Below are 17,228 nucleotides of genomic sequence, written 5' to 3'. Positions count from 1 at the left end.
GAACAAACAATAAACAGGGTTTATTAATTATGGTTCAACCAGTAGAAACCGTTAGAATTTTTCAAAAACAATCAGAACTTAAGACCTACTCAGCAGGTCAAGTTATTTTTACTGAAGGCGAGTATGGGGAATATATGTATGGTATTGTAAGCGGAGAGGTAGAGTTATATGTTGATGGCAAATCGGTTGAGACCATACAAGAAGGAGATGTTTTTGGAGAAGGAGCCTTAGTGACTCCAGAACATACAAGAGCTTCCACTGCTATTGCCAAAACCGACTGCGAGCTTGCATTTATCAATCGATCCAGTTTTCTATTTGCCGTTCAAGAAACCCCTATTTTTGCATTGCAAGTTATGAGAAGCTACTCAGAACGCTTGCGACGTTTCAAGCATCCTGTTGGTAGTTAAACTAATTTGTGCTAGCAATATAAAAACTCTGGACTTCACGTTAATTGTGAGTCCAGAGAAAACAGTGAAATATTTGGCGTTGTAGTTTACTGATAAGCAACTGGTGGTTGAATGTAAGCGTTATCAGCACCATTGTTAGACAGCTGACTTACCGTGTAGTGATGCTCGGGAATTGGGTAACCAGCCTCTCCAAAAGCTTCATGAATGACTTTGTTTGTTTGAAAATACACTTGCCAGTAATGCTCGTTATTGCAGTAGGGGCGCACTGCTAGAACGGGACCGGCTAAATTGAACTCTAAAATCTCTACATCTGGTGCTGGATTGCTAAGAACGTTGGGAATTTGGCTCACTCTTCCCTTTAATAACTCGATAGCTTCGTTATGGTTGACAGTGTGATGGAGTTGAGCAACTAAGTCAACACGACGGTAGGGATTCGCAGAAAAGTTTTGTATATTATCGGAGAAGATTTTATTGTTGGCGACAATTGTTTGTACGTTGTCGGGAGTGTTGATTGAGGTTGTGAACAATCCAATCTCTGTCACAGTACCCGTAACACCTCCAGCGCAGATAAAGTCACCAACTTTAAAAGGTCTAAAGATAATTAAGAATGCACCTGCTGCAAAGTTTGCTAATAATCCACCCCAAGCCGCACCAATGGCAATACCTGCGGCTGCTAACAATGCTGCAAATGAAGTTGTCTCAATTCCAAAGAAACCAAGAAGCGCAACGACTAGAACAATTCTTAGCGTTACGGAAATAATATTGACAAGATAGCTAACAATTGTCGGATCGACGTGCTGGCTTCTAAAACCGCGCTTTAACAGCTTGAGTGCAAAATCGATTAACTTCTGACCAACAAACCACAGCGCGATCGCACCCAACAGCTTGAGTCCAAATTCAGTTAATAGTTGAAGTGCAACCCTGCTAATTTGATTTAGATCCATATTAGTTATTCTCGGTGTTAAAGATCGAAGATACAACAAGGCATCGAAAATATTCTATGAATAATATATAACAGTCCAATTTAAGTTGTAAAAATTATTAGGGACAAGAAGCTAAGATCGCCAAGACAAGAGAATTTAGGATGGTTCTACAGAGTTTATAAAGAAATTTTTTATTTTTATTTTATGTATAGCAAATAACTTGTCAATCAAAAAGATTTGTGTATGAGGTGACTGAAGACTAACGATATAGAGAATGGGTGAACAATTCCCCATTCCCCAACTACCAAACTCAATCTTAAGTGTGACTTATCAGTAACCGTTGAATATCCGCAGTCACTTTATCAATATCTTGATTGGCATCAAGCGTAACAATTCTGTCTGGAAATTTTTCAGCTAGTGACAAGAAACCCTGACGAACGCGATGGTGAAAAGCTAAATCTGCTTGTTCCATACGGTCTAATTTTCGTTTGGCAAGGATTCGACTGAAAGAAATTTCTGGGTCAATATCAAGTAAGATTGTCAAATCACTTTGCAGTCCACCAGTTGCTAAAAGGTTGAGTTGTTCTATCATTTCAAGACTGATTCCACGTCCCCAACCTTGATAAGCAATAGTAGAGTCAGTGTAGCGATCGCACAAAACCACTTTTCCTTCTGCTAGGGCTGGTTTAATAATTTGGTCAATATGTTGAGAGCGATCGGCTGCATACAAAAGTAACTCCGTCCTATCTGTAATTGAAGTAGATCCTGCTTCTAATAATAATTGACGCAAGTGCAAACCTAACTCCGTTCCTCCCGGTTCGCGAGTCACAATTGGAGAAATGTTGAGGCTTTGCAGCCACTCTTGAATGCGCTGTATCTGGCTGGTTTTACCACAACCCTCCACACCTTCAAAAACAAAAAATTTACCGCTCATATTTTTAGATTTTAGTTCCCTAAATTAAGAAACCCCCTTATAAGGATAGCCCCACCATCAGGCATCAGCCATTAGCCATTAGCCATTAGCCATTAGCCATTAGCTATTCATCAATACTAACTTCTGACATTTTTAGTTGAAAATTCTCATCAAAATCATCAAGAGAAGGATAGACAATAGGAGGAACTCGATCTATGGTCAACAACCGATTTTGATACTGTTCCAAATAAACTTGGCGGCGTTCATCACTGAGACGACTTGCACCCCAAACAATGAAAGGTGGTAAAACATCAAAACCTACAAAGCGAAGAATTCCATGGTTGATGGGATAAAGAATGGTGTGAATATCGCCATTAATACCAATTTCGGTGTACATCGTTAAAGGACCACCAGTTGTAAGAGATAGCATGGCTTTTTTACCTTTAAACGCACCATTGTCATACCACTTGCCATTGCCATAAATTTTACCCAATGCAAAAACTTTATCAACCCAACCTTTTAAAATAGCAGGGAGTCCAAACCACCATAAAGGAAACTGAAAGATAAGCACGTCGCACCAATCGAGTTTTTCCATTTCTGCTTTGATGTCCGCTGCAAAGCCATCCACTTCTGTTGCGTGCAATTCTTCTGCTTGCTGTTTGTAATAGTCAGGGTTTGTTTTAGAAGTAAAATTACGGCGATCGGACACTGGATTGAATTGCATAGCGTATAAATCGGAAACGATAGCCTTATGTCCTGCGTCTTCTAAGGCTTTTTTCGCATGGCTAGTTAATGCACCATTAAAACTTTTAGGTTCGGGGTGAGCGTACACAATAAAAAAATTCATTTGAGCTTCCTTCAGACAGAAAGGCGGATTAAGATACCTTTGCAAGAAAATTGCACATGGATTGAGCTACAGTTTCTGGAGACTCAATGATAAAACCATGACCTCCAGAATCAAGAACAACGAGTTCGGCATTGGGAATGCCTTGCAAGAGTTCCTCGGAAAACTTTACCGGAGTTAGAACATCCTGTCTACTGACTAGAACTAGAGTAGGACAATGAATATGACTGAGGCGAAAGCGAATGTCGCTGCTTGTAATAGCTCGGCTTTGATAATACAATTCTTGGGGTACGGGCGGAAAAGGATAATTGAGTACCATTTGAATAATTGTTTCTATTGCTCCTGGGGTAGAGTAGAACGTATTTGTAAATATCCAAGGCAAAATGACTTTTTCATAAAGTTCTAAATCTAAAATTCGAGCCAGATCTCCCCATGTCTCGATAATGGCATTAAAGCGATCGTCACCTTTTGCTAAAGATGAGAGGAGTAACAAACTACACACCTTTTCTGGTTGTGCCAAAGCTAGTTCTTGGGCAATTTGACCGCCCATAGAATGACCTGCTACGTGTACTTTGTCGAGCCCAAGATGTTCAATTAACGCAGCAGCATCAGTTGCCATGTGTTTTATGCTATAGGCGCACTGAGAAGTAGAACTGCGTCCCATACCTCGATTATCCAATCGAATAACTTGATATTGTTTGGTGAGGGATGGCATGAGCAGTGACCAGTAGGTATGGTCGCACAAAAAGCCGGAAATGAGGAGCAAAGGCTCCCCCGTACCTTGAATCTGGTAGAACAGTTCAAGTCCATTCGTTTGAAACTGAGGCATGGCGATCGTTAATTCTGTAAACTACCTACAAGAATGTGAAGTTGCAACGGGTTGAGAAGAAACTGGGTACTGACCCACAGCAAAAACAACGATAGCAGGCTTGATTTTTCTTTACGTGGTGACAAAGCAAGTGTAATGTTAAATAATTTTGAGCCACCTACTGGGAGAGGGTTGCTCCATAGTCTTGTGTCTACTTCTACGGTGCCAAAAAAACCATCTCCTGCGTTATAGCCTTGAGATGGTCTCCAGTTTTCCGTAGCACCAGGTTAGCTGGGGATACGAGTAACTGCAACACTTGCTTGACCCATTACAGTCATAGTTAAAAACAGTATAGCCCCAGCTATCGAATTTTGCACAAAGCGCATTTTTTGTAGCTCCAATATATGAGAGTTCTAAAAGACATTATCCTAAGCGTGAAATCAGAAGAGAAATCAATGAATATAATGATTGCGCTTCATTTTTCCTCTAGTAGTTACTCAGACGAAATTCTATAAAGGGCAGAGCTATCCACCCAGTCCAGATCTTTTCTAACAGTTCTTCTTCTACAAGTTTTGCTCTTTCAGAAACGCGGTATCTCAGTTGAATTTGATACGATTTACCAGGTTTAAGATCGAGAAAATAGTCAAAAGCTCCTTTGCCATCAAAGTAGTTACGACTTTTATTAGGAATAGCAAGTTGAAGCTGACCAGAATCCCAGAAAAGCATTCCATCTAAATTAATTAACGCATTTTCTCCAGGTTGAAGTAAGTAATAATTGAATTTTTTATGTATAAGTCTTATAGGCTCACTAGTAGAATTTATTTCTTGACCGTCATCACTTATGAGAGTTACCTCAATAGAACCTGCTTGGTAGAAGCGAAGAGCCGTTGATGTATTATTAGTAATGCGAATACCTAGCTTGACATCTGTTTTATTTCTCGTTCCCAGAAAAGGGATATTCCACCATCTAGGAGGGATATTCAACACCGACTCTGGCATCTCTATTTTGAACAAGACTCCATCCACTTCAACTGCACAATTGTCAGTAGATAAGGGTTGGACTAAACGAAGATTCAGCCAAGGGGTTGCCAACATTTCTGAAGGGGGATGAGGTGCAGTACTTTGTTGTCCAATATCTGATTCACCAGACAATGTTGTTTCACCATCAATATTCAAGATAAATCTCAGCTGATAGGTTTTTGCTTCAAGTACATCAAAATACCAAAAGTACTTAGGGCTAACAGAACTTTGGTTGTCATCAGGAAGAGTTGTAATTTTTAATTTTAGGGAGCTATTTTGCCAAAAAAGTTTTGCTTTCAAAGAAAAAAGTGTGGCTGCGTTATGTCTGATTCTCCACCATTTAAATTCTTTCCTCTGATTGAATCCGAACAGTCTGTTTTGCCGATCGTTAATCACAACCTCTTCGCGAATCAAATCTCCTGGTAGAATTTGTCCATCTGGTGTTAATAGCTCGGGAATAAAGGGTTGAAAGCGGTTGAGAGTGAGGGAATTTGAATTTTTTTGGACAACCCGAACATTCAATTTAATAGGAGCATTAACTTCAAGCTGATTTTGTGGGATAGAATAGACCATAGTAGGAAAAAGTATACGGCTGGGAATCACAATGTCTAGGTCTATATCATTTGATTCAGAAGATTCCATGTCAGTCATCCTATGAATTGCTGTATCTTCACACATTAGCTAATTTTCTGAAGATGAAGATAGTACAGCCTGGTACCGCGATAGTCGAGGAATGGTTACAAATCTTCTGGGAACTTGTAGGGAAGTATATTTGTGTCGAGCTTTTTGATAATTATTTGCGGATTTCCGATAACCACCACATTTTCTGGAACTGACTGTCTGACAATTGTCCCCAATCCAATTACCGAATTGTTACCAATAGAGACTCCTTTGAGGATAACACTTCGACTACCAAGCCAAACATTTTCACCTACACATATAGGTTTAGTTTTTACTTGTGTATTGGGGTCCCAACGGTTAATCTCAACACTATGGTAGTCAGTATCAACAATTAAGCTATCGCTTACAAAACATTGCTTTTTTAACTCCACACAATTTTTAGCAATCACTTTTGCTCCGTTAAAAGAACAGCGATCGCGAATAGTTATCTTTGCTCCTGCCTCTTGAACCTCAATACTATTTGGGATCAAACTGTGAATAACAAAATAGCAGTTATTACCTATTTCTATTTGTCCATTACCTTCTACCGATAGAGTTGTTCCATAGAAGGTGCAGTTATTTCCGATAGATATTTTAGCACCAGAATCTTGAGTCACAATTTTATTTGGTAAATTTTTATCGCTACTAATAAAAGCACAATTCTCTCCTATTTCTACTTTGCCCTTACCAACAATAGAAAATTTACCTCGTATCTTAATTCCAATACCAAATTTCACCTTAGGATATTGAAGGCGGTATCTTATTAAATTAATAGCATAAAAAGCTTGTGTAAGATAGGTATAAATCAACTGAGTTATAGCTCCTCTTTTTGAGATAACTAGAGAAAGTGTTTGTGTCATGGATTTTCCTCGTGCCTTCTCAAATAACTCTCTAAACCCATGTATAGCTATACTAGAATTGTTACAGATTCATTATTAATAATATCACTCTCTCTTGATTTTATTTGAAACACTATCAGAAATGTTATGTTTAACTCTTAAATTAAGTGTAAATTCTACTTATTAATTTATTTAATAACCGTGTATTTGCTATTACTAATTTATTGAATTTATTATATTATTTAGTATATTTGCCACCATTACACACTAGTAATTAGTATGTTCACAGACTTACTCATATTAGCATAATAAATAATTATATTTCGGATAAAAAAAGAGATATACAAATTATTCTGGAAGCATCCCTAAGATCGTCAATTGCCTTCAGAATAGAATTTTGAGGCTATACAAACAAAGTTTGCCTACGCGAAATTCTTATTAAGTCCACTTAGGTAGACTTAGCTTGTATAGAGGTAATTTCAATCGAAAACGTGTTTTTTATTGTTATTCAGATTCAAAATAATTATAATAAATGCATCCTAAAAATCTAAGTTAAACTATTATGCCATGGCAAGTGTGTGGTGATGATTTTGAGAACTTGCAAAGTTTAACCAGCAGTAATATATCAAATGTTTCCTTAGAGAACAGAAGAGGAATTATGACCTATGATTTTAATGGGTTTTGTGTTCTTGTTAAAGCAACAATTGAGCAAGTTGGTCAAGCTATTTGTCAGATGAAACAGGTAATTAATTGGGAACATGATGTATACGAGCGAGAAATTGAAATTGTAGAGCTACCTAGTTTTTTAATGTTGCAGCTTCGGAAACATTCTTGGACTATCATTAGTCCATTCATATTATTACCAAATAATATAATTTCCCTGACTGAAGAGACTGCCAAATCAATGTCTCTATGGTTACACACAAAATCTATCTATTTTATCGCTAGTGATGTTGGCTGTTATAGTGGATATCATTTATATAATAATGGTCAATCGATAGAAAGGCTTTATGCTGAGCAAGGAGATTATGATTTAATAATACAATTTCCTAATAATAGAATAGAATCTTCCAACAATAGAGATGAAGATGAGTACAGATCGGAAAATGGTTTCTGTAAATTTCGCTCCCATCTTCGTAAACTAAAAGCCGATCAAATCCAAGATCCAGATGCCTTTACTAACGAATTTTTGCAAGAGCAAGATGTTTTAGTTATTGATTTTTATTTGCTAAATAGATTTAAAGGTGAAAAAAAATATACTGTTGCTAGCTGGCTCAAACGTGATGATTTAGAACGAGTGGATTATGTAACACTATCCCAAGCTTGTACCGACTTAAGATGATTGAGTATAAGTTGCAATGTTCGTCTTTACATAAAATACGGGGATTCCATTCAGTTTCAATCCCTAAAAGGGGTTCGTATAAGTTGCAACATGGGAGCGATCGCTTGAAGGAGTGCAAGTCAAGCCAGTTTCAATCCCTAAAAGGGGTTCGTATAAGTTGCAACCTCCAGAATTAGATCCAAACAACCCAAATCCGTTTCAATCCCTAAAAGGGGTTCGTATAAGTTGCAACCAGCGACAGTCGTCATTTTCTTCTCCTGTGATTTTTGTTTCAATCCCTAAAAGGGGTTCGTATAAGTTGCAACGCGTACAGCACCGCCTGTAGGTAGACCTACTAGGTTTCAATCCCTAAAAGGGGTTCGTATAAGTTGCAACGTGGAAACCCAGTCGGGTATGCCAAATCTTGTTGTAGGTTTCAATCCCTAAAAGGGGTTCGTATAAGTTGCAACTAGTCACATATTTTATATTGCACATACGACTAAGTTTCAATCCCTAAAAGGGGTTCGTATAAGTTGCAACCCCTTACTTTGAATCTTATGGTGAAGCGTCCGGTTTCAATCCCTAAAAGGGGTTCGTATAAGTTGCAACCATTACGTCTCTCTGTGTAAAAATGGAAAGCCCAGTTTCAATCCCTAAAAGGGGTTCGTATAAGTTGCAACCCACTACTTTTTCTGGTGGAACTTATCCATTAGGTTTCAATCCCTAAAAGGGGTTCGTATAAGTTGCAACGCCCGGAGATTGCTTGGTGAACTACCAGATCCAAGTCCTGTTTCAATCCCTAAAAGGGGTTCGTATAAGTTGCAACGTTCATCAGTCAATTGTTCGGTAATTGATTTCCACAGTTTCAATCCCTAAAAGGGGTTCGTATAAGTTGCAACCAATCTCGCTCTTTGACCCCCTCCCAGGATTGAAACTGTTTCAATCCCTAAAAGGGGTTCGTATAAGTTGCAACAATTTTTTGTAGACCTTCGTCAGCAAGTACCGTAGTTTCAATCCCTAAAAGGGGTTCGTATAAGTTGCAACCTAGCTCATTCACCCAAGTATAGAGAGGAAGCCGGTTTCAATCCCTAAAAGGGGTTCGTATAAGTTGCAACCCAGCTAACTGTTTTTGATGTATACGCTTCGTTGTTTCAATCCCTAAAAGGGGTTCGTATAAGTTGCAACTCTAAGACTTGCTCAGTATGTGGGGTATTGGGAGAAAGGTTTCAATCCCTAAAAGGGGTTCGTATAAGTTGCAACGTAAGCCTGGGTCGCCCCAGGTTTTCAATTTGGTTGTTTCAATCCCTAAAAGGGGTTCGTATAAGTTGCAACCAGCGTATACATTTGTATTGCAATGCTGTACTATCCGTTTCAATCCCTAAAAGGGGTTCGTATAAGTTGCAACGCGTGGGGGTTTTTATTTCGTACTTGTATTCGCCAGTTTCAATCCCTAAAAGGGGTTCGTATAAGTTGCAACATACTTCCATTTTGTTGTACTTGGGTGTAGCTTCATTATGTTTCAATCCCTAAAAGGGGTTCGTATAAGTTGCAACCCAATCTCCCCTTGAATAGCCGTCCAATCCAGAGGGTTTCAATCCCTAAAAGGGGTTCGTATAAGTTGCAACTTCCCAAACCCTTTTGGCTTGGGCTTTTCCTTTTTGTTTCAATCCCTAAAAGGGGTTCGTATAAGTTGCAACTGTAGGATCTGGAAAACTTATCTCTATGTGGTTGTCATGGTTCAGAATCGCGGATGGGTTTATCTTAACACGGCAAATTGAAATTGAGTAGAGTCAAAATAGCTGAAATCCAGTCTGGGTGAGAAGCGCGGATGTGTCTGATTAGAAAATTGCCTCCAAACCTTACACCAACAGAAATTCAGGCATTTCTTGGGTAAGTTCTTTCCTAACAGCTACCCATCCGCGAATTTGATAAAGAAAATCACAACTAGCTTGGACTTCAAGAGCAAGTTTTCACCATTGTAAACTCATCCCGAACGTTGCCCTCGTTATCAATAAATTGGACATGAAGTCTTTTCCCGTGTGCATCTATTACTAGCGAGCCAGGAATACTGAGTGAAGTATACATTGCTGGATGGGGGGATACTCGATCGGCAAGACCAGAAGTCCCTGCAACAATATAAACTGTTCCAGCATGAGAAGCTTGGACGGGTTTTTGATATGCGCCCGATTCACCTTCTCTCCCACTTCCTCCATCTTTTTTCATCTGTTCGGTGAAGGTATCAGAGGTACCATAATGTCCGTCAATTAAGTAAGAACGTTCGTAGGAGTGGCTGTGACCGGTCAGCACAATATCTACTCCTGCTTCTTCTACGATAGGAAGCGTTTGTTCTCTCATTTCTATGAGTTCAATTTCGGTATCCGAATCGTGTGAGCCTTTTGTATAAGGAGGATGATGCCAAAATGCAATTTTCCAATCCTTATCTGTTGCTGCAAGATCCCGTACCAGCCAACTTAACATTTCTCCTTCTGGGGTGCGATCGCATCCATAGGAATCAAGGCAAATAAAGTGGATATTGCCATAATCAAAAGAGTAATAAGCTGCCGTTCCAGATGGCAAACCACCTACTTCCCCACAAGTTGGCATAGAGAACAGCTCGTAGTAGGGACCTGACTGTGAGAGTGAATCAGCAGATCCTGCATCATGATTGCCAATTGCCGTCCACAAGACACTACTTTGAAGAAGTTGGGGATACATGTCAAATATTCCCCGTTGGTACTCTTCATAGGTTCCAGTATCGTAAGCGTTGTCACCAAGCATCAACCAGAGGTCGGTATGGCGACTTCCTGTAAATTTTAGGTATCCATCCCGTACACTTGCAGCTATATCATTTCCACGTCCTGCATCTCCTAAAACACAGATCCGTAAGGGTCGAATATCCTCAGGTGCTAAGTCTAGTGATGGTGCAGTGACGAAAAAGAAATCTTCTGTTTTCCCAGCCAGCAATCCCTCTGGTGTTCCGACTGCGTAGTAGTACTTTGTATCTGGCGCAAGCTGACTTAACTTAACTGCGTGGTTACAGGCGATTGTCGTTTCGTCCTGTACCAAGCACAGCCTTTCAGGAGACTCACCATACCACACCCTGCCTTGGACTGGAGTATCAGTAGCCCAGCGGATTGCAATGCTAGACTCACTACCCAGTTGTAAATACGGTCCTCGCACAATTCGTAAATTTTCGAGGACTGTTGCTTTCCCTGTTTCCAGATAGGTTATCATTATCGGCGAAGTTTTATCCGATGTAAATTTATCTTACAAGAAAATTAAATTATGACAAAAATTTTGCAAGTTGCTAATTTAACGAGAGAAAAGGGATTGAGGAGCGACCGCCAATGGCTTTTTCATACTTTTTACTGTACGTAGTGATAATAGCTACTTAAAAGAGCAATGAGCATTCTTATAATATGACAAAAAAAGATAGAATATTTAAACGTGCTTATTTCTGAACACGATGCTATCTAAAATAAAAGTTCAGCACTATAAGAGCCTTTTTGATACTGAAGTCGATTTAGAACCATTCACCGTATTCATTGGACCTAATGGTTCTGGAAAGTCGAATATTTGTGAAGCTCTTGCTGTGTTATCTAATTTTCTCCAAAGGCTAATATCTACTACAAACACTACAGAAGTCATACAGTTGTTTGCAGAGTCTTTAACGACTGTAGAGAAGAACCAGCAAAGCATTGAATCTAAATTTTGGCATGGAAAGCGAGATTATTTGTTGTTTGAAGTCAGTACGCTATCAACAGCAGAAAGCACTCTTTCTAACAAATCCAAAAATCTTTTAGACCTATCACTTCAGCTTAATTATCAAGAGCGCAGAATTGATATAAAGACTTTTGAAAAGACTCGTAGTCGAACAACTCAATATACACAGGAACTAAGAGAATTTTTAGTTGTTAATGAATACCGAGATTCCTTTCTCGCTAATGCCCTGAAAAAGGTTAACATTTATGATTTTGCACCAGTCAATCTCTCCATTCAAGCCTCCTTAATTGACACAATGGATAGGACTGGTCAAGGAATTGCTTATGCTTTAGTTGATATTTTACACGCAAATCGTAAAAGTTTTGATGAATTGGAAGATCGCTTGAGGCGGCTTGTTCCTAATATACAAAGAATTGTCTTGCCTCGTGGAACCAATCAAACTTTTTTGCTGGAATTAATTGATAAATATTCAGAACACCATATTCCTGCTTCTGACATATCAGATGGAACACTGAGAATCCTAGCTTTTCTGACTGCACTATATCAAGAAAATACTCCAAGTATCATTTGTTTTGAAGAAATAGAGAACGGAGTTCATCCTTGGCTCCTACATAAAATGGTAGAATTATTAAAAATCGTTTCTATAGAAGGAATCACTGGTAAGCCCGTTCAGGTTCTAATCACAACTCATTCTCCCGTACTGCTTAATTATGTTGAACCTCATGAAGTCCGTGCTGTTGAGTTAGATAACGAAGGTAAAACTCAAGTTCATGCCTTACCCACAGACTCTATACGTTTCCAAAAAGCACTGGAAGCTTACGATGGAGCATTAGGTGAGCTTTGGTTTAGTAATATATTTGGAGGCAATCCGGTATGAATCGTCCGATTCGTATTGGGCTGCGCGACCTGAAAAGGTCGTTTAGTACGGGAAGCCTACTTCCCTAGCGGATTCATACCCGCTACCCCGGCGTAAAAGGCTCATAAGAGTCCGGTCACGCCTCAAGTAAGTAATGAACGAGGTGGAATGCAGACCACGAAAGTAACCGAAGCTGCCAGCCCTAAGGCGGTCAGGGGCAAAGGGGAATCCTTTAAAGGTGAACGCGAGTGAACTATTAGATAAACTGCGTTATACGAAAAGGAGCTAAATCGGGCTGATAAGCTCTGACCAAAAGGTAAATGGATCGGATTTATAGCTTGTCCATCTATAAATCGTATGAACATAACTTCCATCGCAGAATAGATAGCACCTAAAAGAGGATAGAAAACTAAACGGTACAACAGGGTAAGCCCTACAGAGTCTAAGAGAGGTCGATTACTCTTAGTAGGTCTGAGGTAACAAAGACGGAACTCTCTGGAGGGTAAAGGATGGAAGAAAAAGCGAATGCTGGTTTGTAGCAAACCAGATAGGGGCTGAAACATCACTCCTGACCGAAAGGAAAAGCAGACTTCTTCTGGGTCTTATACGAAGGAAACTAAACAAAGGAATCTAATCTAAGGACAAGTTAGATGATGTCAGAACTGACTTCAAACGGACTGAAGAAACAGCTAGTAAACTGGAACCATATTAATTGGAAAAAAGTTAATAAAGCTGTCAGAAACCTACGGCAAAGAATCTTTCGTGCGAGTCAGCTTGGGGACTTCCGTAAGCTGAGAAACTTACAGAAGTTGATGCAAAGAAGCTACGCCAACTTACTATTATCTGTTCGACGCATCACCCAGACAAATCTTGGAAAAGCAACGGCAGGAATTGACAAGGAAATCGTCAACACCCCAGAGCAACGGGTGATTCTGGTAAACAATTGGCAAGGGGGAAACCTTAAACCAACACGAAGGGTAGAAATACCTAAGCCTAACGGCAAGTTTCGACCGCTCGGCATCCCGACCGTGCGCGACAGAATCGAACAGGCAATGGTTTTGAACGCACTCGAACCCGAATGGGAAGCCGTATTTGAACAAAACAGTTATGGCTTCCGACCGGGAAGAAGCTGTCAAGACGCAATAGAACAAAGCTTCAACTTGCTTTCAAGATGGCACAATTGGGTTCTAGAAGCTGACATCAAGGGATTCTTCGACAACATTGCCCATGAGTCCATTCTGAACATGGTGAGCAACTTCCCAAAACGGGAACTCATCAAAGGATGGTTAAAAGCGGGTTTTGTGTTCCAAGGACATCTTCACCTCACAGAACAAGGCACACCACAGGGAGGAGTCATCTCACCCTTACTTGCCAATATTGGGCTGCATGGCTTAGAAACCTATATAAAAGCCACCAACCCAAAATTTGGCGTGGTGCGATATGCCGACGATTTCATCGTCACGGCAAAAGACAAGGAAAGTCTCGAAACTGCCCAAAACCTGATTCAAGCATGGATGTCGAAGAGAGGTCTTGAATTGAGCGCTGAGAAGACGGTAATCACGTCAATGGAAGAGGGCTTCGATTTCCTGGGGTTCAACTCCCGGCACTACGATGGAAAACTCCTGATTAAGCCGTCAAAAAAGAAGGTGTTAACCTTCTGCAAGCGGATTGGTAAGGAAATCAAAAACCTGAATGGTGTAGAACAGGAAGTTCTTATTTACAAGCTTAATCCAATTCTCAGAGGTTTTGCTAACTATTACAAAGCGGTAGTCAGCAAGGAAACTTTTGGCTATATCTCACACCGAGTATGGCAATACCTTTGGCGTTGGGCAAAGCGTAGACACCCCAATAAAAACTCAAAATGGGTACGCTGGCGTTACTTTAAGACCATTAAAGGTAACAAGTGGGTATTTGCTTGTACAACAAGTGACCGACAAGGTAAGGATAAAGAACTTGTCCTATATCAAATCGCGTATACGCCTATCGAACGCCACATAAAAGTCAAAGGCGACGCTAGTCCCGATGACCCCTCCTTAAAAGAGTACTGGAGAAAACGCCACCAAAAATTTGGGAAATCTCGCTTTGAGAAGGGTTCCAAATTATATAAGATAGCAGAAAACCAAAACTGGATTTGTCCAGAATGTGGCGAACCATTATTCAATGGAGAGGAAATCGAAACCCATCACATAGTACCTGTTGCAGAAGGTGGAACAGACGACGTGGGAAACCTCCAGCACCTGCACAAAGCGTGCCATAAACAGGTACACAAAACCCCAGTGAAAACTCGTTTGAAGTAAGGCTTGAGCCGTATGAGTGCGAAAGTCTCATGTACGGTTCTTAGGGGAGGGGAGAGCGGTAACGCTCAAACCTTACCCGACAATTGCTGAAGGTGAAGCAGAACTGGGAGGAAGTATTCCTTATATCAAACCAGAAGATGGTGGAAAATTGATTGAAAGAAATAATGAGGGAGCACTTCATACTTTAATTAGGAGAGAGCTTGAAAGTGCTGGACTTCCTGATTGTGATTTTGTACAGAGACACCCATCAATCAGTGAGAGCCGTTGTTTTAAGCGACGAACCGGACACTCAATCTTAGATCCAAAATATTTAGCACAGGTAGTTATCTCATGGAAACCCGAAGAAGTAGACATGATTGTCATTGTGGCTGACGCGGATAACAATCTGTCTGAAAGACAGCGTCGCTTAGAGCGTGCTTTGAATAAAGTTCGTGAAAATCATTTAGATGTCAACGAGCAAGCAATAAGCGATCGCAGTGCAGGAGGTTTAGCGATTAAAAATTTCGAGACATGGTTAGTAGCTGATACTCAAACTGTTTCTAAAATTTTAAGTGTAGAGATTGAACAACTTGAAAATTTAGAAAGTTTAGATGATACAAAAGATTTTTTAGAGACAGCGCTCGTAAAATCAACTTATCTTCTTGAAGAAAGTAGCAATCAACGTCCGCTTCAAATTAGATGGAACTTAGCTTTTGAGATTGATTTAACTATTATCAAAACTCACTGTCCAAATGGATATGCTGCTTTTATACACCATTTAATGGTAGCTGCAGAAGCAGTTGTGGACGCAACCACAGATATCTAGCAAGACTGCTTGATTAGTGGACATCTGTTGGAAATTAAATATGCATTGCCCTAAAATCTTGGTAGAGGTGCTCTTTCTTGCCTTGCGCCCCTACATCTTTTCCACCACATATCTAGTGTCTGTAAGCTAAATTTTCAAACGTCTTTACGTTTGAAACAGCACGTCTCTACAAAGTTGCTAGGGCAAATTCATCTTATCCCATCAGTAGTGCGTTTCACATTCAAGTAATTTCTTAAAGTATATTTAAAAAATTTTGGATTCAGATAGTTCATTCTAAATTCGGGAGACAGAGAGAGCCTCCTAAAAGGCATTCCCCGGTGGAGCCTAAGAACGAGATGAGAGATCCGATCTAGATATACGATACTTGCACCATTGTTTATTTGTGGAAAAAAGAAATTTATTCTTCTCATTCCCTACTTTTAAGTATGAAAATTAACTACTCACCATTCACCAATCGCTGTTTCAGCGTTTTTGAGATAAGAAAATTGTGTAATAAACAGATGGATCAACTCGATCTGCAAACCGAGTGTAATAATATTGTTCTTTGCCAAAATTTACATAATCTACTGTGGCTTGAGACTCTTGTTTGGATTTTACATCGCTCTTTACTTGAACTTTTTTAAAAAAAGTAGTGATTTTTGACCATGCTATTAAAAAGGGATTGTGTTGTATTTCTTGTTCGGTACCACCTAATTGAATCTCTTCTATGTTAGAAGGTAGCAAGTCTCGAGAATTATTCATAGTATTGGGCATATTACATTTTTCTCCTTCAAAATTAAGTATGACTGCAAACTCTGTGATTCTTTGAAAAGCAAGCTCAAGCTATATATTTATTCAGTATTATCTACACCCACTTATACACTCTTAAATCCGATCGAAAATCAATAAATCAGAAATCCGTATGTAACAAATTGATTAAATCACGAAATTTTATCCTTGACAGCCAGCTTCTATATAAGCTGTAAACTTCTCAGCATGAGACTTGTTTAGCAGAAAGCACCAGTTAATTTGAGCAGTAGGCGATCGGCTTGCCATTGACTGATATAATTCGATCTAATCGAATTTCAGTACTATTTCTTAATCTAAGAAAGTCAGCTTTATTGGCTGAATAAATATCCACAATCTGGTCTTGTATCTCCAAAACCTCATCTGCCACACCCCGATAAATGATGCAGCACTTTTGGCGCATCGTCGCCAATGCCTCTAACTCATCATGAAAGCCGCAATCTACTAGGATATATTCATCCATTCTTAGCACCTCATTTTATTATACTTGTACCCTTCTCAGAGAAAATTTTGTAATGTGTATATTTTTAAATATTTATGAACATAATATGAATTACAATGAATATGATTGTTTCAAAAGGGAGCATTCCAAAGTGCCAATTGCCTTCAGAATAGAATTCTGAGGCTATACAAACAAAGCCCGCCTACGCGGACTTTTTATTAAATCCACGTAGGTAGACTTAGCTTGTATAGCGGCGATTTCAATCGCAAACGTGTTTTTTCCAAATTAAAATGCTCCCGTTTCAAAAGGCTATTTAATTTTAATCGTCCATCAGGAAAATACTAAACCAAGAGGAAAAATATTCATTACAAGTGTAATAAATAAAAAGTCACTGCAGTACATCTCAACTTGAGAATAAAGATCTCTAGAAAAAATATAAAACACCCAGATAACAGGGAAAGTTGATTCCAATTCTCTCCTTTTTTAGGCTAGGGGGGATCGAAACTGCAAGAACGCACTTTAGAAGACTTGTGTACACCACCATAGCTCAATAAGCAGGAGGCAAGCGACTTATAAGCAAACTT

Annotated in this window: 14 protein-coding genes and 1 CRISPR repeat array; of the genes, 5 read left to right on the top strand and 9 right to left on the bottom strand. The window is 39.5% G+C overall.

Annotated features, from left to right (window positions below):
• Positions 1-29 precede the first annotated feature (29 nt).
• Positions 30-407, top strand: coding sequence for a Crp/Fnr family transcriptional regulator (locus HC643_RS31395; protein ID WP_038085088.1), 378 nt, complete (start codon positions 30-32; stop codon positions 405-407).
• An 86-nt stretch (positions 408-493) separates the two neighbouring features.
• Here HC643_RS31395 and HC643_RS31390 read toward each other — a convergent pair whose 3' ends face one another.
• From HC643_RS31390 to HC643_RS31365, 6 genes are all read right to left on the bottom strand, one after another.
• A complete protein-coding gene (locus HC643_RS31390; protein WP_038085085.1) occupies positions 494-1,351 on the bottom strand; it encodes a mechanosensitive ion channel family protein in 858 nt (285 codons plus the stop codon).
• 295 nt (positions 1,352-1,646) lie between these two features.
• Positions 1,647-2,264, bottom strand: coding sequence for a dTMP kinase (gene tmk, locus HC643_RS31385; protein WP_038085083.1), 618 nt, complete (start codon positions 2,262-2,264; stop codon positions 1,647-1,649).
• 103 nt (positions 2,265-2,367) lie between these two features.
• Positions 2,368-3,090: an NAD(P)H-dependent oxidoreductase gene (locus HC643_RS31380; protein ID WP_050046646.1), complete on the bottom strand. Its 723-nt coding sequence runs from the start codon at positions 3,088-3,090 to the stop codon at positions 2,368-2,370.
• A gap of 28 nt (positions 3,091-3,118) precedes the next feature.
• The gene (locus tag HC643_RS31375; protein WP_038108404.1) at positions 3,119-3,916 is read right to left on the bottom strand and encodes an alpha/beta fold hydrolase; all 798 of its coding nucleotides are present in this window, start codon (positions 3,914-3,916) and stop codon (positions 3,119-3,121) included.
• Between the two features lie 465 nt (positions 3,917-4,381).
• On the bottom strand, positions 4,382-5,557 hold the full coding sequence (locus tag HC643_RS31370; protein WP_137986570.1) for a hypothetical protein: 1,176 nt from the start codon (positions 5,555-5,557) through the stop codon (positions 4,382-4,384).
• Positions 5,558-5,652: 95 nt separating this feature from the next.
• Complete coding sequence (locus tag HC643_RS31365; RefSeq protein ID WP_050046647.1) at positions 5,653-6,435, bottom strand: DapH/DapD/GlmU-related protein; 783 nt, start codon at positions 6,433-6,435, stop codon at positions 5,653-5,655.
• A gap of 541 nt (positions 6,436-6,976) precedes the next feature.
• Here HC643_RS31365 and HC643_RS42680 point away from each other — a divergent pair.
• Positions 6,977-7,756, top strand: a complete 780-nt coding sequence (locus HC643_RS42680) for a hypothetical protein (protein ID WP_408019752.1) — start codon at positions 6,977-6,979, stop codon at positions 7,754-7,756.
• 53 nt (positions 7,757-7,809) lie between these two features.
• Positions 7,810-9,432: direct repeats of the CRISPR family, unit length 37 nt; unit sequence GTTTCAATCCCTAAAAGGGGTTCGTATAAGTTGCAAC.
• A 259-nt stretch (positions 9,433-9,691) separates the two neighbouring features.
• Here HC643_RS42680 and HC643_RS31360 read toward each other — a convergent pair.
• On the bottom strand, positions 9,692-10,969 hold the full coding sequence (locus HC643_RS31360; RefSeq protein WP_038082284.1) for a purple acid phosphatase family protein: 1,278 nt from the start codon (positions 10,967-10,969) through the stop codon (positions 9,692-9,694).
• A gap of 232 nt (positions 10,970-11,201) precedes the next feature.
• On the opposite strand from HC643_RS31360, the gene HC643_RS31355 reads away from it, so the two are divergent.
• From HC643_RS31355 to HC643_RS31345, 3 genes are all read left to right on the top strand, one after another.
• Positions 11,202-12,335, top strand: a complete 1,134-nt coding sequence (locus HC643_RS31355; protein WP_038082283.1) for an AAA family ATPase — start codon at positions 11,202-11,204, stop codon at positions 12,333-12,335.
• A 629-nt stretch (positions 12,336-12,964) separates the two neighbouring features.
• Entirely contained in the window at positions 12,965-14,611 is a 1,647-nt protein-coding gene (gene ltrA, locus HC643_RS31350) for a group II intron reverse transcriptase/maturase (RefSeq protein WP_038082281.1), read from the top strand.
• Between the two features lie 16 nt (positions 14,612-14,627).
• Positions 14,628-15,416 (top strand): hypothetical protein, encoded by a 789-nt coding sequence (locus HC643_RS31345; protein WP_237265973.1) that lies wholly within the window; start codon positions 14,628-14,630, stop codon positions 15,414-15,416.
• 462 nt (positions 15,417-15,878) lie between these two features.
• On the opposite strand, the gene HC643_RS31340 is transcribed toward HC643_RS31345, so the two are convergent.
• Positions 15,879-16,169: a hypothetical protein gene (locus tag HC643_RS31340; RefSeq protein WP_038082280.1), complete on the bottom strand. Its 291-nt coding sequence runs from the start codon at positions 16,167-16,169 to the stop codon at positions 15,879-15,881.
• Positions 16,170-16,419: 250 nt separating this feature from the next.
• Entirely contained in the window at positions 16,420-16,665 is a 246-nt protein-coding gene (locus HC643_RS31335; RefSeq protein WP_038082279.1) for a hypothetical protein, read from the bottom strand.
• Between the last annotated feature and the right edge of the window lie 563 nt (positions 16,666-17,228).

The organism is Tolypothrix bouteillei VB521301, assembly GCF_000760695.4.
Lineage (GTDB): Bacteria > Cyanobacteriota > Cyanobacteriia > Cyanobacteriales > Nostocaceae > Scytonema > Scytonema bouteillei_A.
This window is presented reverse-complemented; position numbering and strand designations above follow the sequence as displayed.

Excerpts from the sequence above, each read along its gene's own strand:
- HC643_RS31375 (WP_038108404.1), bottom strand. The coding sequence starts at position 3,916 with ATGCCTCAGTTTCAAACGAATGGACTTGAACTGTTCTACCAGATTCAA.
- ltrA (WP_038082281.1), top strand. The coding sequence starts at position 12,965 with ATGATGTCAGAACTGACTTCAAACGGACTGAAGAAACAGCTAGTAAAC.
- HC643_RS31335 (WP_038082279.1), bottom strand. The coding sequence starts at position 16,665 with ATGGATGAATATATCCTAGTAGATTGCGGCTTTCATGATGAGTTAGAG.
- HC643_RS31355 (WP_038082283.1), top strand. The coding sequence starts at position 11,202 with ATGCTATCTAAAATAAAAGTTCAGCACTATAAGAGCCTTTTTGATACT.
- HC643_RS31370 (WP_137986570.1), bottom strand. The coding sequence starts at position 5,557 with ATGGAATCTTCTGAATCAAATGATATAGACCTAGACATTGTGATTCCC.
- HC643_RS31380 (WP_050046646.1), bottom strand. The coding sequence starts at position 3,090 with ATGAATTTTTTTATTGTGTACGCTCACCCCGAACCTAAAAGTTTTAAT.
- HC643_RS31390 (WP_038085085.1), bottom strand. The coding sequence starts at position 1,351 with ATGGATCTAAATCAAATTAGCAGGGTTGCACTTCAACTATTAACTGAA.
- HC643_RS31360 (WP_038082284.1), bottom strand. The coding sequence starts at position 10,969 with ATGATAACCTATCTGGAAACAGGGAAAGCAACAGTCCTCGAAAATTTA.
- HC643_RS31365 (WP_050046647.1), bottom strand. The coding sequence starts at position 6,435 with ATGACACAAACACTTTCTCTAGTTATCTCAAAAAGAGGAGCTATAACT.
- HC643_RS31395 (WP_038085088.1), top strand. The coding sequence starts at position 30 with ATGGTTCAACCAGTAGAAACCGTTAGAATTTTTCAAAAACAATCAGAA.
- tmk (WP_038085083.1), bottom strand. The coding sequence starts at position 2,264 with ATGAGCGGTAAATTTTTTGTTTTTGAAGGTGTGGAGGGTTGTGGTAAA.
- HC643_RS42680 (WP_408019752.1), top strand. The coding sequence starts at position 6,977 with ATGCCATGGCAAGTGTGTGGTGATGATTTTGAGAACTTGCAAAGTTTA.
- HC643_RS31340 (WP_038082280.1), bottom strand. The coding sequence starts at position 16,169 with ATGCCCAATACTATGAATAATTCTCGAGACTTGCTACCTTCTAACATA.